General features: G+C 40.8%; 21 protein-coding genes, 1 tRNA gene and 1 pseudogene. 14 read left to right on the top strand and 9 right to left on the bottom strand.

Going from position 1 to position 22954, the window contains the following annotated elements; translation table 11 throughout:
- Positions 1–89 precede the first annotated feature (89 nt).
- From topA to LS71_RS05490, 7 genes are all read left to right on the top strand, one after another.
- Complete coding sequence (gene topA, locus LS71_RS05460) at positions 90–2306, top strand: type I DNA topoisomerase (RefSeq protein WP_034353657.1); 2217 nt, start codon at positions 90–92, stop codon at positions 2304–2306.
- 8 nt (positions 2307–2314) lie between these two features.
- Entirely contained in the window at positions 2315–2776 is a 462-nt protein-coding gene (locus LS71_RS05465) for an META domain-containing protein (RefSeq protein WP_052057915.1), read from the top strand.
- A gap of 89 nt (positions 2777–2865) precedes the next feature.
- Positions 2866–3468, top strand: coding sequence for a YigZ family protein (locus LS71_RS05470; RefSeq protein WP_034353654.1), 603 nt, complete (start codon positions 2866–2868; stop codon positions 3466–3468).
- A 209-nt stretch (positions 3469–3677) separates the two neighbouring features.
- Positions 3678–3752, top strand: a tRNA-Val gene (locus LS71_RS05475).
- A 133-nt stretch (positions 3753–3885) separates the two neighbouring features.
- On the top strand, positions 3886–4626 hold the full coding sequence (locus tag LS71_RS05480; RefSeq protein ID WP_238700350.1) for an ABC transporter substrate-binding protein: 741 nt from the start codon (positions 3886–3888) through the stop codon (positions 4624–4626).
- 15 nt (positions 4627–4641) lie between these two features.
- Complete coding sequence (locus LS71_RS05485) at positions 4642–5349, top strand: amino acid ABC transporter permease (protein ID WP_034353650.1); 708 nt, start codon at positions 4642–4644, stop codon at positions 5347–5349.
- Positions 5336–6073, top strand: coding sequence for an amino acid ABC transporter ATP-binding protein (locus tag LS71_RS05490; RefSeq protein ID WP_034353648.1), 738 nt, complete (start codon positions 5336–5338; stop codon positions 6071–6073). Before LS71_RS05485 ends, LS71_RS05490 begins: the two co-directional genes overlap by 14 nt.
- Before the next feature lie 74 nt (positions 6074–6147).
- Here the strand turns inward: LS71_RS05490 and LS71_RS05495 are convergent, their stop codons facing one another.
- From LS71_RS05495 to LS71_RS05515, 5 genes and pseudogenes are all read right to left on the bottom strand, one after another.
- Positions 6148–7473, bottom strand: a complete 1326-nt coding sequence (locus LS71_RS05495) for a hemolysin family protein (RefSeq protein ID WP_052057913.1) — start codon at positions 7471–7473, stop codon at positions 6148–6150.
- Between the two features lie 64 nt (positions 7474–7537).
- Positions 7538–9130, bottom strand: coding sequence for an inorganic phosphate transporter (locus tag LS71_RS05500; protein ID WP_034353646.1), 1593 nt, complete (start codon positions 9128–9130; stop codon positions 7538–7540).
- A gap of 26 nt (positions 9131–9156) precedes the next feature.
- Positions 9157–10429 (bottom strand): annotated as a pseudogene (locus LS71_RS05505) (TRAP transporter large permease).
- A 13-nt stretch (positions 10430–10442) separates the two neighbouring features.
- Positions 10443–11060, bottom strand: a complete 618-nt coding sequence (locus LS71_RS05510; RefSeq protein ID WP_052057911.1) for a TRAP transporter small permease — start codon at positions 11058–11060, stop codon at positions 10443–10445.
- A gap of 9 nt (positions 11061–11069) precedes the next feature.
- Positions 11070–12080, bottom strand: a complete 1011-nt coding sequence (locus LS71_RS05515; RefSeq protein WP_034353644.1) for a DctP family TRAP transporter solute-binding subunit — start codon at positions 12078–12080, stop codon at positions 11070–11072.
- 203 nt (positions 12081–12283) lie between these two features.
- Here LS71_RS05515 and LS71_RS05520 point away from each other — a divergent pair, with 203 nt between their 5' ends.
- The 7 genes from LS71_RS05520 (at position 12284) to mqo (ending at position 19037) form a co-directional block, all read left to right on the top strand.
- Positions 12284–12550, top strand: coding sequence for a NifU family protein (locus LS71_RS05520; protein WP_034353642.1), 267 nt, complete (start codon positions 12284–12286; stop codon positions 12548–12550).
- A 12-nt stretch (positions 12551–12562) separates the two neighbouring features.
- Positions 12563–13189 carry a hypothetical protein gene (locus tag LS71_RS05525; RefSeq protein WP_034353639.1) on the top strand — a complete coding sequence of 209 codons (627 nt, stop codon included), beginning with the start codon at positions 12563–12565 and terminating at the stop codon, positions 13187–13189.
- A 169-nt stretch (positions 13190–13358) separates the two neighbouring features.
- The gene (locus LS71_RS05530; protein WP_420810254.1) at positions 13359–14645 is read left to right on the top strand and encodes a UDP-N-acetylmuramoyl-L-alanyl-D-glutamate--2,6-diaminopimelate ligase; all 1287 of its coding nucleotides are present in this window, start codon (positions 13359–13361) and stop codon (positions 14643–14645) included.
- Between the two features lie 67 nt (positions 14646–14712).
- Complete coding sequence (gene hemJ / locus LS71_RS05535; RefSeq protein ID WP_034353632.1) at positions 14713–15153, top strand: protoporphyrinogen oxidase HemJ; 441 nt, start codon at positions 14713–14715, stop codon at positions 15151–15153.
- A gap of 9 nt (positions 15154–15162) precedes the next feature.
- The gene (gene argH / locus LS71_RS05540; RefSeq protein ID WP_052057910.1) at positions 15163–16599 is read left to right on the top strand and encodes an argininosuccinate lyase; all 1437 of its coding nucleotides are present in this window, start codon (positions 15163–15165) and stop codon (positions 16597–16599) included.
- Complete coding sequence (ubiE, locus tag LS71_RS05545; RefSeq protein ID WP_034353630.1) at positions 16592–17347, top strand: bifunctional demethylmenaquinone methyltransferase/2-methoxy-6-polyprenyl-1,4-benzoquinol methylase UbiE; 756 nt, start codon at positions 16592–16594, stop codon at positions 17345–17347. The genes argH and ubiE overlap by 8 nt, the downstream gene beginning before the upstream one ends.
- A gap of 205 nt (positions 17348–17552) precedes the next feature.
- Positions 17553–19037, top strand: coding sequence for a malate dehydrogenase (quinone) (mqo, locus tag LS71_RS05550; RefSeq protein WP_034353628.1), 1485 nt, complete (start codon positions 17553–17555; stop codon positions 19035–19037).
- Between the two features lie 206 nt (positions 19038–19243).
- On the opposite strand, the gene LS71_RS05555 is transcribed toward mqo, so the two are convergent.
- Genes LS71_RS05555 through LS71_RS05570 form a run of 4 tightly spaced genes read right to left on the bottom strand, consistent with a single transcriptional unit; the run spans position 19244 to position 22851 of the window.
- Complete coding sequence (locus LS71_RS05555; protein ID WP_052057908.1) at positions 19244–20152, bottom strand: LPP20 family lipoprotein; 909 nt, start codon at positions 20150–20152, stop codon at positions 19244–19246.
- Positions 20153–20197: 45 nt separating this feature from the next.
- On the bottom strand, positions 20198–20791 hold the full coding sequence (locus LS71_RS05560) for a lipoprotein (RefSeq protein ID WP_034353625.1): 594 nt from the start codon (positions 20789–20791) through the stop codon (positions 20198–20200).
- Between the two features lie 28 nt (positions 20792–20819).
- Positions 20820–21425, bottom strand: coding sequence for a penicillin-binding protein activator LpoB (gene lpoB, locus LS71_RS05565; RefSeq protein WP_034353623.1), 606 nt, complete (start codon positions 21423–21425; stop codon positions 20820–20822).
- Complete coding sequence (locus LS71_RS05570) at positions 21418–22851, bottom strand: COG3014 family protein (protein ID WP_034353620.1); 1434 nt, start codon at positions 22849–22851, stop codon at positions 21418–21420. Before LS71_RS05570 ends, lpoB begins: the two co-directional genes overlap by 8 nt.
- Positions 22852–22954 lie beyond the last annotated feature (103 nt).

Genomic DNA, 22954 nt, shown 5'->3' on the forward strand with positions numbered 1-22954 from the left:
AAAAGGAGATTCTGTTGAGAATCTATGCTAAAATCCACTTTTATTTTTAAAGGTTTCTTAAATCAAAGTTGCGAGAAAAAGGGATATATATGAAAGATTTAATCATTGTGGAGTCACCTGCTAAAGCCAAAACAATCAAAAATTTTTTAGGCGATAAATACGAGGTGATTGCATCTAAAGGGCATATTAGAGATTTGCCCAAATACGCCTTTGGCATAGATATCAAAGATAAGACCTTTGCACCACAATACACTATTGATAAAGACCATATTGAGATTGTAAAAAAGATTAAAGAAGCTAACAAAAAGGCAAAAGTTACTTATATCGCCACCGATGAGGATAGAGAGGGCGAGGCGATAGGCTATCACATCACACAGGCTTTGGAGAAGCCCTATAAAGACTTTCCGCGTATCGTGTTTCATGAGATTACTAAAAATGCTATTACGCATTCATTACAGAATCCACGACAAATTGATATGGCAAAAGTCAATGCGCAGCAGGCAAGAAGGCTACTTGATAGGATTGTTGGCTTTAAGCTTTCTCAACTCATCTCCTCTAAAATTCAAAGGGGGCTATCTGCAGGGCGCGTGCAAAGCTCGGCGTTAAAAATCATTGTGGATAGAGAGAGGGAAATTCGCGCTTTTAAGCCTGTGATTTATTTTAATATTAATGCTATTTTTAGCCCTAAAAAAGGGCAAGATATAGAATCTGAACTCATTACTTATGATAAAAAGCTTGAAAAATTATCCTTGCAAGATGAGCAGGTAGTGGAGCAAATGTGCGCACACATACAAAAACAGCAGTTTTTTATTAAAGAAATTATCACTAAGGCTAAAAAGACGCCTACGCCTCCGCCATTTATGACTTCAACTATGCAGCAGAGTGCGTCAAATGCGCTTGGCTTTTCTCCATCGCGCACCATGAGCATAGCTCAACATCTCTATGAGGGCGTGAATACACCATTTGGGACGATGGGCGTTATCACTTATATGAGGACGGATAGTTTAAATATTGCCAAAGAAGCTCAAGAAGCGGCAAGAAAGCTAATCGAAAAAACTTATGGTAAAGAATATGTTCCGCAAAAGCCTAAATATTATGCTACTAAGTCTAAAGCCGCACAGGAGGCTCATGAAGCCATACGCCCTACAAATCTTGATTTCACCCCAGAAATGGCGCGCCAATGCCTTAAGCCCGAAGAATATAAGCTTTATTCGCTTATTTACAATCGCTTTTTAGCCTCACAAAGTCAAGATGCTATTTTTGAGATACAAAATATTATTTTTGCCGCGCGTGACACAAGCCACAATATTGAGTTTAAAGCAAATGGGCGCAAATTAGTCTTTGATGGATTCTATAAAATCGTAGGCAATGATGATAAAGATAAGCTTTTGCCCGATTGCAAAGAAAATGAAAATGTTTCTTTAACGCATTTAGAATCTAGCAAAAAAGCCACAGAAGCCCCGCCTCGCTATTCTGAAGCAAGTATCATTAAAACTATGGAGGCTCTTGGTATTGGGCGTCCCTCGACTTATGCGCCAACTATTGCGCTGCTCGTGGCTAGAGATTATGTTAAAGTAGATAAAAAGCAGCTCATACCGCAAGAGAGCGCGTTTAAGGTTATTGAAATGCTAGAGGCGTATTTTAATGAGATTGTAGATGCGCATTTTAGTGCGGGCTTAGAAGATAAGCTTGATGATATTGCGCAGGAGAAAATGGATTGGGAGGCTGTGCTGTGGGATTTCTACTCGCCCTTTATGCAAAAGATAGAATCTGGCAAAAAAAGTATCGCTTCGCAAAAAGTTGCAATCCCCACTGGAGAGATATGCCCACAATGCGGCAAAGAGTTAGTGCAAAGGCAGAGCAAATATGGCGAGTTTGTCGCGTGCAGCGGCTATCCAAAATGCAAATACATAAAGCCGCAAGAGACAAAAGCTGATGAGCAGACATATGGCACATGCGAAAAATGCGGCAAACCTATGGTGAAAAAGTTTAGCCGCAATGGTGAATTCCTCGCGTGCAGCGGCTATCCAACTTGTAAAAATACCAAATCACTGCAAAATAAAGCCGCACCCTCAATTCTTGAAGGCGTGAAATGCCCTGAGTGTGGCGGAGAGATTGTGCAGAGATTTAGCCGCAGAGGCGCATTCTTTGGCTGTAAGAATTATCCTAAATGCACTTTTGTTTCAAAATATCCACCTGTAAATGTGAAATGCCCTGAATGTGGCGGGGCTATGTGTGAGCGTGAATATCGCAAAAAGCAAGTGTATGAATGCCTCAAATGCAAGCATAAAGTAGAAAAAGCATAGGAGGCAAGATGAGATTTACATTTCGCGCAGGGTATATATTTAAGGCAGGGCTTGCTATGGTGCTTACATTGTTGTTCGTAAATGGCTGCTTTGTGGATTTGGTGCGGCATGAGAATAATGAAATCATTTTAGAATCTAATAAGCAATGGTATGTATCTAAAATCACTTTCAAAGACGGCACAGAAATTTCGCCTGTGTGGGAGGAGGCAAAGTCTAATATGAATTTTAATGTAAATGAAAACCGCATTTTTGGCATAAGCGTGTGCAATAATTATTTTGCCACTTTCACGCTTAAGGGCAATAAGCTTAAAGTAAGCAATATTGGCTCATCGCGTCGTATGTGCTTCCCCAATGAAAGTATGCGCTATGAATATATGTTTTTAAAATATTTGCAAGGGGATTTTATCGTGAATAAAAAAGATGGAAAAATACGCCTAGAAGGGCAAGAGGCGACTTATTATTTACAATAGGCAAAGTTATGCAATTAATCTTTCAACATACGTTTAGCGCTAGATTCTGTAATTATAGAATCTAAGTGCCTTGAGAGCTAACACAATCTATGAAAACTATTTTTACCCCCGCACAAGGCAGTTTTGAAGCTAAAGGCTCGAAATTTTTAAGCTTTCTTGTGCCATTTAGCGATTTTGAGAATCTATGCCAGCAGCTGCGCGCAGAGCATACAAAAGCGGTGCATTTCGTGCGCGCAAGCCGATATTTGAATGAGTATGAGCAGATTATAGAATCTTTTGATGATGATAGAGAGCCAAAGGGCAGTTCAGGCAGACCGAGCCTCAATGTGCTGCGAGGAGAGGGGCTTATTAATGTAGGCGTTGTGATTGTGCGTTATTTTGGCGGGACGCTGCTAGGGGTTGGGGGGTTGGTGCGCGCATATACGGCTGCTACACAAGCGGCTATAGAATCTGCTTTTTTGCAAGATTTTATGAACACACAAAGCCTAGAGGTGAGCATTCCCTACGCGCTTTTATCACAATATGAATATGAGGCAAAAAAGCTTAATATTGCTTTAAGCAAAGAGGCGTTTTTGCCCCATGCGGTGCGAATTAAAATGCAGGGCGAAAAATGCGCTTTAGATGTAATGCATAAAAAACTGCAAGCCCTGCAACACACGCTAGATTCTGTAATTATAGAATCTAAACCTTAGAAACGAAGTTGATAAAACTGCGTAAGCAGGTTATAACTTTATACTTTAGGCGCAAAGTGCGGTTTGCCGCGCTTTGTAAGACCACGCGGCTTTTTATAAAAAGCAATAAGCGTGGCATGATAGAATCTAAACCTTAGAAATGAAGTTGATAAGCTGCGGTGGCGATTAATAAAAATTAAATTAATTTAAGGGTAAAATACGGACTTTGTGGTCGCGTAGCTCAGTGGTAGAGCACTACCTTGACATGGTAGGGGTCGCTGGTTCAAGTCCAGTCGTGACCACCATAACGTAGATTCTATATTTTAAGTTTAATTCACTACAATTACCCTTTATCTTAAAAACCAAAAAGCTTAAAAAGCAAAAGCGGAGGGTGTCATGCGCGCAAAAATCTTAAGCCTTATACTATGCAGCCTATTTATGTTAAATGCCTGCAGTGATGATGAACTTGTAGTCGCCACAGCGGCGAACTTTATGCCATTTGAGTATGTGGAGGGCAAGGAGTTTAGGGGCATTGATATGGACATAGCCAAAGTCATCGCGGATAAACTTCATAAAAAGCTAGTGATTAAGGATATGGAGTTTGATTCAGTAGTTACTGCGCTAGCTTCGCATAACGCAGACATAGCCATTTCTGGGCTTACGATTAACCAAACGCGTGCTAAAGTCATTGACTTTAGCGATACTTATTTTAACGCCTCGCAAATGGTGATTATAGAATCTAGCGATGAGCGATTTGCCCATATTCACGATAAAGAGCAGCTTTTAGAGACTTTGCGCGCTATCCCAAATCTTAAAATCGGCGTGCAGGCAGGCACTACTGCGCAATTTTATGTAAGTGGGGATAAAGACTGGGGCTTTGAGGGCTTGGCAAATGCAGAGGTAAAGGGCTTTTCAAATGGCGCTTTAGCTACAATTGCTATGAAAAATCATCAAGTTGATATTGTGATGATAGATGAAATGCCTGCGCGTGCCATTGTGGCGGCAAGTGAGGGCGTGAGCCTGCTAGAAATCCCCTTGACAAATGAGCAGTATGCCATTGGCGTGGCAAAGGGTGAAAATGAGCTAAAAAATCAAATCAATGCCATTTTACAAAGTATGAAAGATGATGGCACAATGGAGAATATTATTAAGAAGCATTACGCACAGGGCGCGAACTAGCAGGGATTGCAGGGTATGGATTTAGCGCAGAAATTTAGCCTATTTCTTAATCAATTTATCACAAATGGCGGCTATAGACTCGTGCTAGAGGGGCTTGGCACGACTTTGCTGCTGGCAATCTTAGCACTCATCATTGGCGTGTGTGTGGGGACAATGGTGGCTATCTCGCTCACACATAGGCAGCCTGTACTCCTGCATAGAATCTTAAATATCGCGCTAAAAATTTATGTGGGGTTTTTTCGTGGGACGCCTATTGTGGTGCAACTTTTATTTATTTACTTTGTGATTTTGCCTGCCTTTGGGCTAAAGGGCTTGAGTGCGCTATTTGTGGCGATTATTATCTTTGGGCTAAATAGCGGCGCGTATGTGAGCGAGATAGTGCGCGCTGGGATTTTAAGCGTGGATAAAGGGCAAGATGAAGCCGCGCGCGCTTTGGGGCTAAATAACGCGCAGAGTATGCGTCATATCATTTTCCCTCAAGCGCTGAAAAATGCCCTGCCTACGCTTGGGAATGAGTTTATCGCGCTTTTAAAGGAAACTTCTGTGGCAAATTACATCACCGTGCATGATTTGACTTACGCTTTTAAAAGTATAGGTGGGGCGAATTATGAGTATATGCTGCCTTATTTCTTTTTAGCATTGGCGTATTTGGCGTTGGTGCTGTGCGCGAGCGGGCTTGTGAAATACTATGAGAGGAGGCTTAGGGCAAGTGATAGATATTAGACATGTGAGCAAGCACTTTGGCTCTAAGCTCGTGCTAGATTCTATACATCTGCATATCCACAAGGGTGAAAAGGTCGTTATCATCGGACCTAGCGGCTCGGGGAAGTCCACGCTGCTGCGGTGTCTTAATCTGCTTGAAATGCCAGATGGTGGGGAGATACGCTTAGATAATAAAATCCTCTATCCCACAAACGCGCCTAACGCGTGGGATATTAATAAGGCGCGCACGAAAATGGGTATGGTTTTTCAGCATTTTAATCTATTTAATAATCTTAATGTGATTGAAAATCTAACACTTGCGCCTACACTTTTGGGGCTGCTAGATGTGAAAAGCGCGCAGGAAAAGGCTTGCGAGCTTTTAGCGCGCATAGGGCTATTGGATAAAAAGGAGGTGTATCCATCATTTTTAAGCGGTGGGCAAAAGCAGCGTGTAGCCATTGCGCGCGCGCTTATGAATAAGCCTGAAATTATGCTTTTTGATGAGCCAACAAGCGCGCTAGACCCCGAAATGGTGGGCGAGGTGCTAGATTTAATGCGGGATTTGGCAAATGAGGGTATGAGTATGGTATGCGTAACGCACGAAATGCGCTTTGCTAGGGAGGTGGGCAGTCGCATTGTGTTTATGGAGCAGGGGAGGATTCTTGAGGATGGCAGCCCGAAAGATATTTTTGAATCGCCGCAAACGCCACGATTAAAGGATTTTTTAAGCAAGCTGTGCGTGTAGATTCTATAAACTTTATAGAATCTGGCAAAGTGAAAACCAGAAATTTAGAAAAACAAAAGGCTGGATTCTATACTTTAAGCCTTAGGTTGGCTTTTGTTTGACATATAGATAGCTTTTAGTTTTTTAATCCTTGCGCCGTCCATTTCAAGCACTTCAAACTCAAAATGCTCATCGCAAATTTTATCTTTAATTACAGGCAGTCGCCCAAGCAGCCCAAAGACATAGCCTCCAATGGTAATATGGTCATTAGTATTGCTAAAAGTAATGCCAAACTTCTCCTCAATACTTTCTAAATCAAGCTTGCCATTAAATTCATAAGTTTTTGTATCAAGCTGCCTTATATCCTCATTTTTCAAATCATGTTCATCAGAAATATCGCCGATAATCTCCTCGATGATATCCTCCATAGTAAGAAGTCCCGAAGTCCCGCCATACTCATCAACCACAAGCGCGGTGTGAATTTGCTGCTTGTTCATTGTAGCTAGGATTTCAGAAATATGTGCTGTTTCTGGCACGATAAGCATATTGCGCACAAGCTTTGCGAGATTGCGCTCGCTGCCCTTTATGGCGTTTTCAAACAAATCCCTAATATATATCATTCCTAAAATATTATCCTTAGAATCTTCATAGTAAGGGTAGCGCGTGTGATTTGTCTGCAAAACGATATTAATATTTTGCTCATACTCGTCTTTAGCATTCAGGCATATCATATCTTTTCTAGGCGTCATAATTTCTTTAGCCAATGTATCGGAGAAATCCACCGCATTTTTGATAATCTCTCCCTCGATAGAATCTATATAGCCCCCTTTAAGGCTCTCTCCTACGATAATTTTTAGCTCCTCATCAGAATGTGCAGCCTCGCTCTCGCGCGCAGGCGCAATGCCGATAAATTTAAGACAAAAGGCTGCAAGCATATCAAAAAGCCTAATAAAAAAAGAAAAGATAATGCAAAAAGTATAGAGAGGCTTAGCAATAAGCAGTACTACAGATTCTGTCTTGGCAATGGCAATTGACTTTGGCACAAGCTCACCTAAGACGACATGCAGAAGTGTAACAAATATAAAAGCAATGATTGAGGCTATGGAGTGGGCTAAAAATGGCGAAGAAGCTAGAAAATAATCAAAAGGAATAATGATAAATTTAACAAAAGCACTCTCCCCAACCCACCCAAGTGCGAGCGAGGCAAAAGTGATACCAAGCTGCGTGGCGCTCAAATAAGTATCCAGTGAATGTGTCATTCTTAGGGCAAGTGAGGCGTTTTTCACGCCATTTTTGGCAAGCTCCTCAAGCTTAGATTTTCTAATTTTAACAATCGCAAACTCCGAAACCACGAAAAAGGCATTGAGAAAAACTAAAAACAATGCCACAATAAGCATCAAGACTGACGAATACGGGTCCAAAGATTCTCCTTAAAGATAAGCAAAATTAAGATTTGAATTGTATTCAATCAAATCTTTTAAAAAACTAAATATTAAATCCCGAGCTAATAATTACATAATAAACAAGCGCGCCAAGCAGAGCAGAAACAGGCACGGTGATAAGCCAAGAAGCGACAATCCTATTTAAAGCACTGCGTTTGACAAGCTCATATTTGTAGGCTTTTTTAAGCGATTTGCGCTCTTTTCTATCAAGACGCGGTATATTTTTAAGCTTATTATTATTTTTAAGCGACTCTAGCATAATGCCTTTTTTCTTAATGCTTGCTTTATTGAACTGCTCTAAAAATGCCTCAACTTCTTGGGCGTCCTTACCTTTGTGCGCCTCTATAATGGTTTGCTGCATTTCATAATAACGCTTTTTAAGATACTCACGCAAAAATCCTACACCAAAAATCGCTCCAATGGCAATATGCGTGGAGCTTACTGGCAATCCAAGCTGCGAGGCAAGCAACACCGTAAGTGCCGCGCTCATGGCAATGCAAAAAGCTCTCATTTTATCTAGCTCCGTGATTTCACTCCCCACAGTGCGAATAAGGCGCGGTCCATAAAGACCTAAGCCTAGTGAAATACCTAATCCCCCAACAATCATTATCCATAATGATACTTCTGCCTGTCCATCGGTGGCAGTGGGATTACCTAAATTATTGAGTGCTTCACTAATAGCGGCAAGTGGTCCAATAGCGTTAGCCACATCATTTGCGCCATGCGCAAAGCTCAAAAGTGCCGCGGCAAACACAAGCGGAATGGTAAAAAGTGAGTTGATATCCTCTTTAGTATTAAGGAGTGAATCTGCCCTTTTAGCAATAATTGGGCGCACAATAAAATAAATGATTATGGCAAAAATAAGACTAATCCCCACAGATACACTTAAATTAATAGAGGGAAGGATTTTTTTCAAACCCTTAAGAATGAGATAGAGACTAAAAGACCAAGTCATTACAAAAATAAGGATAGGCACTACCTTTTTGGCAGCTTCGCGCTTGTCATCTTTGTAGGTAATGCTTTTTTTAATCACAAGCAAAAAAAGCACTGCGATAATGCCTCCAAGCACAGGGGAAATCACCCAGCTTGACGCAATGCGCAATAGCTCTATCCAATTTACCACGCCAAAGCCTCCAGCAACAATGCCAGCTCCTAATATCCCTCCCACAAGCGAATGCGTAGTAGAGACAGGCGCGCCAATGGCTGTGGCTAAATGCAACCATACAGCACCAGAGGCAAGTGCGGCTAGCATAAGCGCGACAAATACGCGAGGCTCGGTGATTTGGCTAGATTCTATAATACCAGATTTAATGGTCTCAACAACCTCGCCACCGGCAATTATAGCTCCCATAGCCTCGCAAATTGCAGCAATGATGATAGCTCCTATGAGTGTAATAGCATGTGAGCCAACAGCAGGTCCTACATTATTTGCTACATCATTTGCGCCAATATTCATAGCCATATATCCGCCAATAATAGTGGCAAAGACAAGCAGGAGCGTATTATTACCATTATGCACAAAAACGGCTACTAAAGAAATAGCAAGAAAGAAAAGTAGCACAATAAAAAGTTTTACTCCATCTTTTTGATTAAAACTCTGCGCTTTTTCTATCTGCTTAATATTTTTAAATTCCATAGGCTTCCTTATGTGTGATTAAAGCGTTACTTGAGTTGATTAGGGAGCCAAAGCGAAATTTCAGGGATATAGGTTACAAGCACTAAGCCTACAAGCATTACTCCAAGCCAAGGAAGGACAGAAGTCGTTACATCTTTAAGGCTTAAGCCTGTAAGAGAGCTTGCCACAAAGAGGTTTAGTCCCACAGGGGGCGTAAGCATACCTAATTCCATATTTACAACCATCACAATACCAAAATGTATAGGGTCAATGCCTAGTTGAGTGGCTATAGGCAAAAGTAGGGGAGTCATTATCATCACCACAGAGCTAGGTTCCATAAACTGCCCCATGATAAAAAGTACAATATTTACAAGGATAAGGAATATCCACCAGCTCATTTGATGTGCGACAAGGAATTCTGCGATGATGTGAGGGATTCTCTCACTAGTTAAAAAATATGCAAACACCACCGCAAAGCCAATAATAAAAAATATCATCGCTGTGGTAATAGCCGCGTCCAAAAAGACAGCATATAAATCTTTAAACTTAATATCTTTATACACAAATACAGAAACAATAAAAGCATATATCGCACTTATGCCCGCAGCCTCTGTGGCAGTAAAAATACCACCATAAATACCGCCAATAATGACAAAAATGATAAGTAATGCCCAAAATGCTTCGCGGAATTTTTGGAATCTTACTTTCAAGCTTTCAGGCTTTGTGGCTTTAAATCCTAGTCGTCTAGCGCCTACATAGGCATAACATCATCATAGCGCCTATCATAAGCCCCGGAATAACTCCAGCCATAAAGAGCTTTTCGATGGAGACTTCAGCAGTTACGCCATATACAATCATCACCACAGATGGGGGGATTAAAATCCCTAGACTCCCAGCAGATGTGATAGCGCCTACAGCATAACTCTTAGGATAGCCAGCATTTTTGATAGCCAAAAACATCACAGAGCCAACAGCCACAACCGTAGCAGGAGAACTTCCACTCACTGCGGCAAAGATAATACAAGCCAAAATTGCACTTATAGGCAAGCCTCCGGGCAAATGCCCTACAAGAGATTTAGCAAAATCCACAATGCGTTGCGCGGAGCTTCCTTTACTCATTAAAGAGCCAGCTAAAATAAACATAGGAATCGCCATAAGAGCTGGTTTTAGCCCATTTAACATAATTTCAACCGAACCCACTAAATTATATGATGTGAAAAAGAAAAACGCACTTACAGCACTTACTCCTAAAGCAATGGATACAGGCACTCCTAGGAGAAGTAAGCCAAATAGCACTAATAATAAATATATGATACTCAAAGGACACCCCGCTTTAATCTTTAATGACAGAATCGTGTATCATTTCACTTTCTGCGTTTTTAACAACCTTATCCGCGCTTGTCCAAGACACTTCATAAATCTTTTCAATAGAGCGATATGTCGCACCAAAAAAGGCAAATGGCAAACAAAGTAAAAAAATCCATAAAGGCACATCATGTAAAGCTTCACTCATATAGCCTAAAAGATAATTTTCATAGCAGACTTTCACTCCTGCGTAGCACATAAAGGCAAGGAAAAGTGAATTGAGCGTGTGGATTCCAATCACGCAAGCTTTAGCAAGCTTTGGTGGAAACTGCTCTAAAAGCATGGTAACGCTAATATGCACGCCCTTTCTAAAGCCATACGCCGCGCCAAATAAAGCCGACCATAAAAAGCAATATCGTGCAACTTCCTCCGCCCAAGTAAGGGAAAAATGAAAAAAATCTGGAAAAAGCCCTGTGAGATAGCGGCAAAAAACATTTATAGCCGTGACAAGCACGCCTACAACCAAGCCAACAACAGCGATATTTTTATTAATTGAGGCAATAATCACATCTAAAATGGCAAAGATTCTCTGCACACGTGGGCTATGATGAGCCCACACAAATGGTTTGGCAATAAAAGATAACATCATAATCCTTTATTGAACTTGCAAGACTTTATCAATCAAATCTTTACTTACAATGTCATAAAATTTTGGATAGATAGCCTCCATAGTTTGCTTCCATAGGGCAATTTGCTCATCATTTAGCGTAAAGATTTCTGTTTTTGTAGCATCATCTTTTTTAAGCTTTTCAAGGAGTAATTTTTCCTCTTTAGCACTCTCATCGCGCTCAAATTCTGTGGCTTCATGCAAAGCTTGTTTGAAAATATCTCTTAAATCATCGGGCAGTTGCTTCCAAAATCCATCGCTTACCACTACTAAATATCCCAAATACCCGTGATTTGATAGAGTAATTGAGCTTTGCACTTCATAAAATTTGGAATTATACAAGTTAGAAAGCGGATTTTCAGCCCCATCAACCACACCTGTAGATAGTGCAGAATACACCTCTCCAAAAGGCAATACTTGAGGAATCGCGCCAATGGCTCTAATCTGCTCTTCTAGCACTTTTGAACTCATAATCCTTATTTTTTGTCCTTTTGCGTCATCTGGCACCACAATAGGCTTTTTATTCGTGCTAAATTGCTTAAATCCAGCGTCCCAATAATCAAGTGCCACCACGCCTCGTTTAGAAATAGTATCTTTTAGAATCTGCCCCACTTCGCCGTCCATTACTTTATGCAAATGCGTAGTATCACGGAATAAAAAGGGTATATCCCATATATTAAATTCTTTGGCAATAGGCGTGAATTTTGAAAAGCTTGGCGCTGCCATTTGCACATTATTGCGTGTAAGCTCTTGAAATACTTTATCATCATCAACTAACTGCGCGCTAGGGAATACCTCTACTTTGATTTTGCCGCCGCTTAGCTCATCTACGCGTTTAGCAAAAAAATCAGCCGCCTGCCCTTTTGGCGTGTTTGCGCTTACAACATGGGCAAATTTTACTTTATACACTTCTTGAGTCTTATCCTCGCCGCAACCCCAAAATGCAAGGCTCACCGCGCAAACTAAGCTCAATATGGACACTTTCTTTGACATTTTCATTTTCTCTCCTTGAAAATCTTTATGATAAAAACACTTAACATTCTATACGAGGATTTTACGAATTTCAAAGCAAGCCTTACAGATTTACAAGCCAAAATGTTTATCTTGTGTAATTTATAAACAAATATACAAAAGGTGCAAGCGTTTGAAAAAATACGCTAAGATTGCCCACAAGTTGATGAAAATGTGCATAAGGAGGCTTCGTGTTTCCCTTTAGTGATGAAGAGCTGCAAACACCTGTTGAGATAGTTATAAGCAAAGTGCGCCCGACACTCACACTTGATGGTGGGGATATTACTTTGCTAGGCATTAAAGATGCAAAAGTTTATGTGCGGCTTGAGGGGGCTTGCAAGGGCTGTCCTAGCTCTTCAAACACGCTTAAATACGCTATTGAAAGCCGGCTAAAAGAGGAAATCCACCCCGATATTGCAATTGTTAATGTTCCGCATGGAGCAGAAATAAACTTATAATAATGGATATAAATGGATATTATTAAACTCACAGATACACGCACGCGCCAAGTGATTAACAAAAACAACAAAAAAGCTTTTGAGCTTTTTAGCGCTAAGCAGTTCCAAAAGTCTTTTGAGCTTTTTGCGCATAATCTCACCCTTGAGCCAGAAAATACAGAATCTACCATAGGCATTTTGCTTGCTGATATGGCACAAGACTTTGAGGAGCAGGCTTTAAGCCTTTATGAGTATTATCAAATCCTACTTGTGCAAGAAGTAAGCAAGGCGCGCGCTAGAGAGCAGATTCTAAAAACTATTAGGAGCTTTGATGGAAGCACAGACCAAATTTGCTCCGCGATGAGGGAGTTTGAGGATTTGCGCGTAGATAGCATTGATGGGATTTTGTATAAGGATTTTAAGCACATTGCGCAGGGGAATTTTAAAGAAGCTTTTGAATCCCTCCTTTTTAGCACAAAAATTATTTTCACCGACAAAGGCGAAATCTACGAATTTCTTAAGGAACTTGTGGAGAATGACTATCAAGATATGTCCATTGAATACATAGAATCTTTAAAAAGAAGTATCATTTATGATGGCGAGATTGAGAAAATTCTGCAAAAGGTGGCTTATGATAATTCTAAAAAACATAAACTATAAGAGCAGATTCTATAAAGCTATTACCGATGATACGCGCGTGATTGAGGCTATTTTAGATAAAAGCAAGGGTATAGAATCTAGGAGCAAAATACTAAAGGCACTAAGAGATTGCACCATAGATTCTATATTGCTTGTGAAAAATAAGCAAAATGCGCCCCATATCGAGCGAATGCTAGCACAAACAATGGCTGCTAAAGTGCATATTATAGAATCTAATAAGCTAAATGAGATTTTATATCCACCGCAGGATAATGCACAGCCTACGCCAAATGCGCCTTCATCATATGGCGCGCTTTCATTGCATAATGCAGCATTTTTGCCGCGCATAGTGGGAATTACTGGTACAAATGGCAAAACAACTACAGCGGCTATGATTTGCTCTGTGCTGCTTGAAATGGGCTTTAGCGTGGGATTACTTGGCACGAGAGGGTTTTTCATAAATGGGCGCGAGATGAAGCCTAAGGGCTTAACTACGCCTAGCGTGCTTGAAATATATGAGAATCTAAGCATAGCCATAGAGCAAAAATGTGATTTTTTCATTATGGAGGTAAGCTCGCACGCCATCGTGCAGGAGCGCATAGATGGGCTTACATTTGATTTAAAAATCCTAACAAATATTACCAGCGACCATTTGGATTATCATAAAAATCTCGCAGAATATCGGCGCGTGAAAAATAGCTTTTTCCTTGGGAGCGGCACAAAGCTTATAAACGCCGATGAGCCTTATGCGCACTGCGATGATAAGGAGGCAATTTATTATGGTATTACGCACAATGCGCATTTAAAGGCGAAAGATTACACGCTAGAAAATGGTATAAGTGCGCATATACAATGGACAAAAGGGCAAGATATAGAATCTAGCACTTTAGATATGCATTTATATGGCAAGCATAATCTATACAACGCTCTAGCTGCGCTTGCTGCGCTAAAAATACTTACCCACAAGTCGCTAGATTCTATAACTAAGCTTTTAGCGCGCTTTAGTGGAGTGAGTGGGCGTATGGAAGTGGTGCATACAAAGCCTATTGTGATTGTGGATTTTGCTCACACTTATGATGGTATGTATCAAATTTTTGAAAGCTTTAAGCATCAAAAAATAGCCGTTGTCTTTGGCGCAGGCGGGGATAGAGATAAATCAAAGCGCCCGCAAATGGGCTTATGCGCGCAGAATTTTGCGCATAAAATTTATATCACTAGTGATAATCCACGCACAGAATCCCCACAAGCCATTATCGCAGATATTTTAAGCGGCATAGATACGCGCAATGAAAATGCGCAGATTTTTACTCATATAAATCGCAAAGCTGCGATACATCAAGCACTAAGCGAACTTAAAGATGATGAAGTGCTGCTCATTTTGGGCAAGGGAGATGAGGATTATCAAATCATTGGCGATAAAAAAATCCATTTTGATGATAGGGAAGTGGTGAGGGAATATTTTACAAAACAAGCCTAAGCTTTAGAATCTCTTAACATGTAATTTATTATAATCGCAGCTTTCAAAACAAGCAAAAAGGGTAGGAATGGAGTATCTTTATATCAAGGCTTTGCATATTATTGCGCTTGTATGCTGGATGGCTATGCTTTTTTATCTGCCGCGTTTATTTGTCTATCACGCGCAGCATAGCGATAAGGCGGAGTTTGTGGAGATTGTAAAAATACAGGAGATAAAGCTCTATAAATACATTGGAATGCCCGCTATGCTTGTTACATTTGCTACAGGCATAATGATGATAGCGCTTAATCCTAGCATATTAAAGGTAGCAGATTCTGGTATGTGGCTGCATATAAAGCTTACATTAGTGCTTATTTTATTTATTTATCACGTAATGTGCGGATATTTTATTAAGAAATTAAAAAACACGCCGCACACGCAAAATCACAGATTTTTTAGAATCTTTAACGAAGTGCCTACAATTTTACTCATCATCATTGTGATTTTAGCAGTGTGCAAGCCCTTATAGGAGGCAAAAATGGCAAAACTATGGAGTGGGAGATTTGCTTTAGAATCTAGCTCGCTTTTGGAGGAATTTAATGCCTCTATTTTGTTTGACAAAACCTTGTGGCACGAGGATATTTTAGGTTCAAAGGCGCATGCTAAAATGCTTGCTCGCATTGGTGTTTTAAACGCCACGGAATTAGAGCAGATTCTAAAAGGCTTAGAACAGATTGCGCAGAGTATAGAATCTGGCGAGTTTGTCTTTGATATAGGCGATGAGGATATACATATGGCTATAGAATCTGCGCTTACTAAGCTTATAGGCGATGTGGGCAAAAAGCTCCATACCGCGCGTAGCCGCAATGACCAAGTGGCGCTAGATTTTCGCTTGTATATTTTAAAGCACAATCTTTATGTGCAGCATTTGCTTCTAGCCCTTATGGAGTGCATTTTAGACATTGCAAGCCAACATACACAGAGCATTATGCCCGGTATGACGCATCTCCAACACGCTCAGCCTATTAGTTTTGGTTTTCATCTTGTAGCGTGGGCGTGTAATTTTAGGCGAGATGTGCAGCGCTTAGGCGATGATTATGCGCGTAATAATTTTTGTCCGCTTGGGAGTGGGGCGCTCGCTGGCACGCCTTATGGGAATGATAGAATCTACTTAAGTAAAGAGCTAGGATTTAGCGCACCCACACTTAATGCTATGGATTCTGTAAGCGATAGGGATTTTGCGCTTGATATGCTCTATAGCCTCTCTATGATAATGCTGCATATCTCGCGCGTAGCAGAAGAGCTAGTGCTATGGAGCAGCGTGGAATTTAAATTTATCACTTTAAGTGATGCCTATAGCACGGGCAGTTCAATTATGCCGCAGAAAAAAAATCCCGATGTGCCAGAGCTTTTGCGTGGGAAGTGTGGGCGAGTGTATGGCGCACTTATAGGATTACTTAGCGTGATGAAAGGTTTGCCGTTCGCATACAATAAAGACACACAAGAGGATAAAGAAGGCGTGTTTGACGCGCTTAAAAATGTAGAAATTTGCTTAAAAATTGCCAAAGCTTGTTTAGAAAGTATGCAAATCCACACACAAAATATGTATAAAATGGCAAAACGCGGGCATTTGAGCGCTACAGATTTGGCAGATTTTTTAGTGCGTGAATGCAATGTTGCTTTTCGCGATGCGCATCATATCACAGGCAAAGTCGTGGCTTATGCAGAAAATAGGGGCGTGGATATAAGTGATTTAAGCGAAAGTGAGATTATGGCAGTAGATGCTCGCATTAAAGCAGGTGTAAAGGCTATTTTGTCCTTAGAATCTTCTATGAATGCGCGCAGTAGCCTTGGCGGGACTGCAAGCCAGCAGACACAAAGCCAAATTGATACATTAAGGGCATTTATTCAAGAGAGAAAAACATTTTTAGATTCTATAGAATCTGCACATTCCACAAAGGCGCAAGATGAGTAACACACAGGAGAAGCAAGCACAAATTGTAGATATGTTTAATGACATTGCCCCAAGTTATGATAGGGCAAATCGCGTGATGAGTTTGGGCATTGATGTAAAATGGCGCAAAGAGGCGTGTAAGAAAGCATTTGAGGCATTAGGCAAGGAACATATATCTTGTATCCTTGATGTGGCGTGCGGGACAGGAGATATGCTGTGGCATTGGTATAATGAGGCTAAAGGCGCACATAAACATATTGCTAAGATGTATGGGATTGACCCATCAAGTGGTATGCTGCAAGTAGCGCGCCAAAAACTTGCGCCGCTTATGGAGCAGGGCATTGTGGAGTTAAGTATAGGGCAGGCAAAGGCTTTAGAGATAGAATCTAAGGCTATACCTTCGCAAAGTGTAGAGATAGTCTCTATCGCGTATGGACTGCGCAATGTGGTGGATTTAGACAAAGCGCTTGATGAATTTGCGCGTGTGCTTACTCACGGGGGGATTCTTGTGATTTTAGAATTTATGAATAATAAGCCGCGTGGGATATTTGATAGTATGATGCGTTTTTATACACAGCGTATTTTGCCTTTAGTTGGCGGGCTTGTATCGCAAAACTATGCGGCTTATAAGTATTTGCCAGATTCTATAAAACATTTTGTAAGCAGCCAAGAGCTTGCTCAAAAGCTTTTAGAGCGGGGCATTAAGAGCTATTATATCAAGGGATATAGTGCAAATATTTCTACACTTTATGTGGGCGTTAAATCTTAGTGTAATGTTTAAAGAAATATTAATTAAGGAATAAAAAGGGATATTTTGGATATAAAGTTATTATTTTATTTTACTTTTTTAAAAAATATTTACAAAAATATCCTAACATAAGGGAGATTTTAAGCAATAATTCGACAACAAATCCCCAAACATAGCATACAAACAACAGCCAGTGTAAATGTGGAAATAGGGAAGGAGCAAGGGAATGAGCGAGGATTGTGAGGTAGTTTTGGTTGGCGGGGGAATAATGAGTTTTACTCTAGCGGCTATGCTAAGAGAGCTTAATCCTTGCGCGCAAATTAATTTGTATGAAATGCTAGATGATGTGGCATTAGAGAGCAGTATGGTATGGAATAATGCCGGCACGGGGCATCAAGCACTATGCGAGCTAAACTACACACCTCAAAGGGCAGATGGCAGCATTGATATTTCTAAGGCATTAAACATTAATCAACAATACGAATTAAGTAAAGAATTTTGGGCATATTGCGTGCGGCAGCAGATTCTAAAAGAGCCTAGCACTTTTATTAATCCCTTGCCGCATTTAAGCTTTGTGGTAGATGATATTATCCCCTATCTTAAGGCGCGCTATGAAAATCTTAAGACTTCTCCTCTTTTTAAGGCTATGCAATATAGCGAGGATAGAGGGCAAATTGCGCAATGGGCGCCGCTTTTGCTAGAAGGGCGAGATACTCATCAAAAGATTGCCGCTACTTATGTGGAGGGTGGAAGTGATGTGGATTTTGGCGAGATTGTACGGCAGCTTAAAAGCAGTCTTGTGCGACAAAGCGGATTTAATCTTTACCTTAAACATAAAGTGCGGGATTTAAAAAAGATAGGTAAATCGTGGCAACTAGATATTTGTAATCTCGCAAATGGACAAAATAAGCAAGTAAATGCGCAGTTTGTATTTTTAGGCGCAGGGGGTGGCTCATTCCCACTTTTACAAAAGAGTAAAATCCCTCAAGGGCGCGGGTATGGTGGTTTCCCTGTAGGAGGATTGTGGCTTGTGTGTAAAAATCCAAACATTATAAATAAACACCATGCAAAAATTTATGGCAAAGCCTCCATTGGCGACCCACCTATGTCTGTCCCTCATTTAGATACTCGCATTATTCAGGGCAAAAAAGAGCTACTTTTTGGTCCATATGCGGGCTTTAATACTAAATTTTTAAAGCATGGCAGCCTCTTTGACTTCCCTTTATCCATACAAATGAGCAATTGCGCGCCTATTTTGCAAGCAGGCGTTGATAATATTCCCCTCACAATCTATCTCATCAAGCAAATTCTTATGTCTAATAAGCAGCGTATGCGTAAGCTTAATATGTTTTGTCCTGCGGCACGGCTTGAGGACTGGGAGGCGCGATTTGCAGGGCAGAGAGTGCAGATTATTAAGAAAAATACAAAAGGGCGGGGGAGCTTGCAGTTTGGCACGGAGGTTATCACATCAAGCGATGGTTCGCTAGCAGTTTTGCTTGGCGCATCTCCGGGGGCTTCTACGGCGGTAAATATTATGCTGCAAGTGCTTGAATCTTGCTTTGCTAAAGATATGCAATCAAACCTATGGCGGGAGAAATTAGCTCATATGATACCCTCTTATCATTGCTCGCTGCAGGAGAATATAGCGCATTTTAATCATCACCGCGCCCAAACTGCTCAAACGCTCAATATCCCCTTTTGCCCTATCTAGATTCTTAATTCCTCCATACTTTTAGGCGCAAATGTGCGGCTTTTTATCAAAAAAGCAACATATAGAATCTAGCCTCAAAAAACAAGTTGATAGATGCGTAAGCAGCTCTAACTTTATACTTTAGGCGCGTAAAACGGGCTTTGCTCATTTGGGTAAGATGCGCGCGGCTTTTTATCAAAAAAGCAATAGCGCGGAAATTATAGAATCTAAGGACGTTCAATCCACTCTTGAATTTTCTTATAGAGCTGCACGCTCACGCGCTGCGAGGCAAAGCGCAAAGCCTCATCAAAACTAGCCGCATAATGCGTATAATCTAGGCTTGTGTTGAAAATAGGATTATTGCGGCAGTCAAAAATACTAAAGATAAGGCTAATTTTAATGCCATTATTCGCGCCCTCTACATGCACTTTTGCCTTTAAAACCTGTGTCGCCTCACCATCAAGACTATAAAAATATCCCAATTCTTTTGCCAAATCACTCGTGATAATATCATTTGGCATATTGCTTTCAACTATCAGGCGCGCTGTGGGGAGTGGGGTATTGTGGCTAAGCATATTCTCAAGTGAAGTAATAGGCTTAGAGGCAGTATTAAGCGTTTGCAAAAGCGTGCCATAAAGACGCAAACTACCCAAAGCCTTTTCAAGTCGCACCTTATCTTTAATGGAAAGCGTGCTACATTTATTTAAACTAGCCATATTTAAAGCATTATATGTGCTATCAAATTGTTTTTTAAACTGCGAGATAAGCGAGCTTTTAGGGATTTCAGCCCGAATATAGAATCTATCATTTTCAAACGCGTCCTTTGTGTAGCGCACATCATTTAACTCTATGCCCGCACTATTTAGCCAAACATCATTGCTTGAATTATACGACATAAGATTATCCTGCCGCTGCGTGTTGGAGCTAAATTGCGAGCTTACTTCGACATTAATTTGCGTAATAATATCACTCAAAGCATTGGCTTTGGCAGCATCAAGGGTTTTGGCACTTCCAAAACCAATAAGGAGGCTTGCATTCGCTTCATTTTTCCCATACCATGAGGGTGGCTTAGGCGTGCCATTAGAGCAGCCAAGCGTTATAAGCACAGATAGGATAAATAAAATAATGCGGCGCATAATGCCTCCTTAGATTCATAAAAGATTTACAAACTTAAAATGACATTATTCAATCACAAAGCTTGTGTCAACAGATTTGATAGCCTCTTGCTTTACTTTGGCAGGAAGCGCGCTTTTATTGATTTCTTTTTTCACATTTGCCTGCAATTTAGCCTTAAGCTCGGGATTAAGCTTAATTAGCACAAAAATCTTAGTGGCATCTTGTGTAATCCAAGTGTCTGTTTGCTTTGTGCCGCTAAGTGTTTGAGACACGCTTTGCTTAGTGATTTGCTCGCTAGCTTTTGATACTTGCGCATCTTGTGCAGAAGTTCCCATACTCATACTTGCAGCACGATTGATAACGCCCTCAATTTCAGTTGCCACTTGCCTTGCAAGCTCGTCTCTAGCCAAAGCCAAAGCCTCTGTGCGCGCATAGCCCAAATCACCATTTACAATATCAGCAGTGCCTATGGCGCTCATATCGCCCTGTCCGCCATTTAGCACCCAATTCGGTGCGCCTTGAATATTAAGGGCTTGGAGCGCTTTTTTATCAATTTTTTTAGCGCCCTCGCCCAAAGCATCATCTTTATCCCCACAACCTGCGATGAATAATGCCGCCAACATACCGCCTGCTATAATGTGTTTTACATTTGTTTTCATTATGTCTCCTTTTTAAAAAATTAAGCTCTTACCAACTCACAGAAGAGTTAGAGCCAAGTTTGATGATATTTACTTCATCGTCCCATACTACAAGCCCACTTTTGAGGTTTGTAAGTGTAAGCAAGAAGTAATAATCTGTGCGCTGCTTTGAGCCAACTTTAGTATTTTTCTGCACAATCTTGCCTGAAAGGGAATATTCTGGCGCTTTTAGCGTGCCTTTTTCAATGGTAGTGTGTTGGTCAAACTCATCATCATCGCGCACACTTCGCCCCATTGATATACCCTTATCTTTCTTATCGCCTACAGCAAGTGTGAGCAAGAATTTCCCACTATTGCGCATATCGCGCGTTACTTTGCGCGTAAGCTGGTCTGTGTCAATGGTCTGCATAGTGTCATTTACCACACCTGAAATCATAAGCACCTTTGGCGAACCTGCACTTGATATCTTACGCACATAACCACTACTAAGCAAAGATTGCACACTATCGCTTGCCGCTTTCTCAATATCGTGATAATCAAGCCCCATACTCGTATATGACTTAGAATCTGCTGTATCGATATATTGAGGCGATGTGCTACACCCTGCCACTACCAACGCACTAATAACCACTCCATACAAAAACCTTTTATTCACTCATACCTCCTTTTAAGATTCTATAAGTTGGATTACTACCTTTAACTCGTAGGTAGAGGATATTATCGTGTTTTTCACACAAAACGACAACATTGCGCAATTTTTGCGCTTTTTCTTGCAATAATGGGTCATTTATGCACTCAAAATGCACATTATATAGCCCATATCCATCAGCTTGCAAACTCACATCGCCTGCATTATTTGGAATCTGCATAGCCAAAATTCGATTAGGCAAAGCTGTAGCAATGCGCACATCGGCACTTGTCGTCCCTATAGAATAAAGCATACCTGCCAATGCACCAGCTGTGCCTAACTGGTCGCTTAGGACCGCTTGTGTGCTAGCTTTTAATATCGCAGAGGTAATCGCACGCGTAAGGATAAAGGGCAGTTGCTTTTCAAACTCATTGGCAATCACCGCATCAAGCAAGCTTATCTCATTAGCCTCAATTTTACTGCTAGCATTTAGCGCATAATAAGTCCGCGCGCTTGTTACACCTGCTATGATGGTTGGCACAGAAACACCCACATGCAAAACATTGCTGCTCACCAAATACGCGGGCAAATCAAGCGACATATCTTGTTTATACGCACTTTTTCCATCTTCTATGATAATCCAAGTGTATTTCTGCGCTAATTTACCTGTTTTGCGATTTTGCATAACCTGTAAATCTTGATTTATCACTTGAGCTTTATTTATCCCATAAGATTCTTTATATAAATCTAAAGCCTTGCTATAATCTCCCTCGCTCATAAAAAATAGCGCAGATACATAGCTCACAGCAGGATTTATAAAGCCTCCATAGGCATGAAAATTTTTCAAATTACTATATTGCTGCTCCAAAACAGGCGAGATAGCTTGCGTTGAGGCACTCATATCCACTTGATTAAGCGTTTTATCTTGTGCGCTTTGTTTGCTTTCTTCTGCCATAGCCTTTTGAATATCTTTATTGAAGTAGTCTTTTGCCCTGCGTTGCCTATCATTAGCGCGGTTAAATTCCACACGCGCCAAAGCATAATCGCCCTGCGACATTGCATTAAGCGCCTTGTAGTAATTAAACATAACGCCCTCATAAATATTACCGCGATATGTCTTTACATTTTCGTTTAAAATCACAGCCCCTACATTGCCAAAAATACCACCCAGCAGCCCTTCTGCCTCATATTGGCTAAATAATAACTCCCCTTGCTCTAAAATTGCCGCAGTGTCCTGCTGCTGCGAGCTAAAGCCGCTGATACCCGCCTGCAGATTCCATAATACATCACCTGATGAGCCTGCCTCTTTTTTGGCATATTCATAAGCCTTTTTATCTTCCCCACCATAGTAATGCTTATTAAAAGATTCCAAACTGCCTTGATGTGAGCATGCACTTATAAAAAATATGCTTATCCATAATGTCGCCCATGTCGCTAAAGTGGCATATCTCACAATTTCCCCCAAAATTCAAAAATCTCTAAATGTAAAATAAAGGTAAAGAATAAAAGCCCTTATTATAATCGCCCAATCTTTAAGTTTCACTTTAATTTCACAA

It is taken from the genome of Helicobacter jaachi (assembly GCF_000763135.2).
Lineage (GTDB): Bacteria > Campylobacterota > Campylobacteria > Campylobacterales > Helicobacteraceae > Helicobacter_C > Helicobacter_C jaachi.

What these genes read in the sequence shown, in the direction of transcription:
- topA (WP_034353657.1), top strand. Translation starts at nt 90, where the DNA reads ATGAAAGATTTAATCATTGTGGAGTCACCTGCTAAAGCCAAAACAATC.
- LS71_RS05465 (WP_052057915.1), top strand. Translation starts at nt 2,315, where the DNA reads ATGAGATTTACATTTCGCGCAGGGTATATATTTAAGGCAGGGCTTGCT.
- LS71_RS05470 (WP_034353654.1), top strand. Translation starts at nt 2,866, where the DNA reads ATGAAAACTATTTTTACCCCCGCACAAGGCAGTTTTGAAGCTAAAGGC.
- LS71_RS05480 (WP_238700350.1), top strand. Translation starts at nt 3,886, where the DNA reads ATGTTAAATGCCTGCAGTGATGATGAACTTGTAGTCGCCACAGCGGCG.
- LS71_RS05485 (WP_034353650.1), top strand. Translation starts at nt 4,642, where the DNA reads ATGGATTTAGCGCAGAAATTTAGCCTATTTCTTAATCAATTTATCACA.
- LS71_RS05500 (WP_034353646.1), bottom strand. Translation starts at nt 9,130, where the DNA reads ATGGAATTTAAAAATATTAAGCAGATAGAAAAAGCGCAGAGTTTTAAT.
- LS71_RS05510 (WP_052057911.1), bottom strand. Translation starts at nt 11,060, where the DNA reads ATGTTATCTTTTATTGCCAAACCATTTGTGTGGGCTCATCATAGCCCA.
- LS71_RS05515 (WP_034353644.1), bottom strand. Translation starts at nt 12,080, where the DNA reads ATGAAAATGTCAAAGAAAGTGTCCATATTGAGCTTAGTTTGCGCGGTG.
- LS71_RS05525 (WP_034353639.1), top strand. Translation starts at nt 12,563, where the DNA reads ATGGATATTATTAAACTCACAGATACACGCACGCGCCAAGTGATTAAC.
- LS71_RS05530 (WP_420810254.1), top strand. Translation starts at nt 13,359, where the DNA reads ATGCTAGCACAAACAATGGCTGCTAAAGTGCATATTATAGAATCTAAT.
- hemJ (WP_034353632.1), top strand. Translation starts at nt 14,713, where the DNA reads ATGGAGTATCTTTATATCAAGGCTTTGCATATTATTGCGCTTGTATGC.
- argH (WP_052057910.1), top strand. Translation starts at nt 15,163, where the DNA reads ATGGCAAAACTATGGAGTGGGAGATTTGCTTTAGAATCTAGCTCGCTT.
- ubiE (WP_034353630.1), top strand. Translation starts at nt 16,592, where the DNA reads ATGAGTAACACACAGGAGAAGCAAGCACAAATTGTAGATATGTTTAAT.
- mqo (WP_034353628.1), top strand. Translation starts at nt 17,553, where the DNA reads ATGAGCGAGGATTGTGAGGTAGTTTTGGTTGGCGGGGGAATAATGAGT.
- LS71_RS05555 (WP_052057908.1), bottom strand. Translation starts at nt 20,152, where the DNA reads ATGCGCCGCATTATTTTATTTATCCTATCTGTGCTTATAACGCTTGGC.
- LS71_RS05560 (WP_034353625.1), bottom strand. Translation starts at nt 20,791, where the DNA reads ATGAAAACAAATGTAAAACACATTATAGCAGGCGGTATGTTGGCGGCA.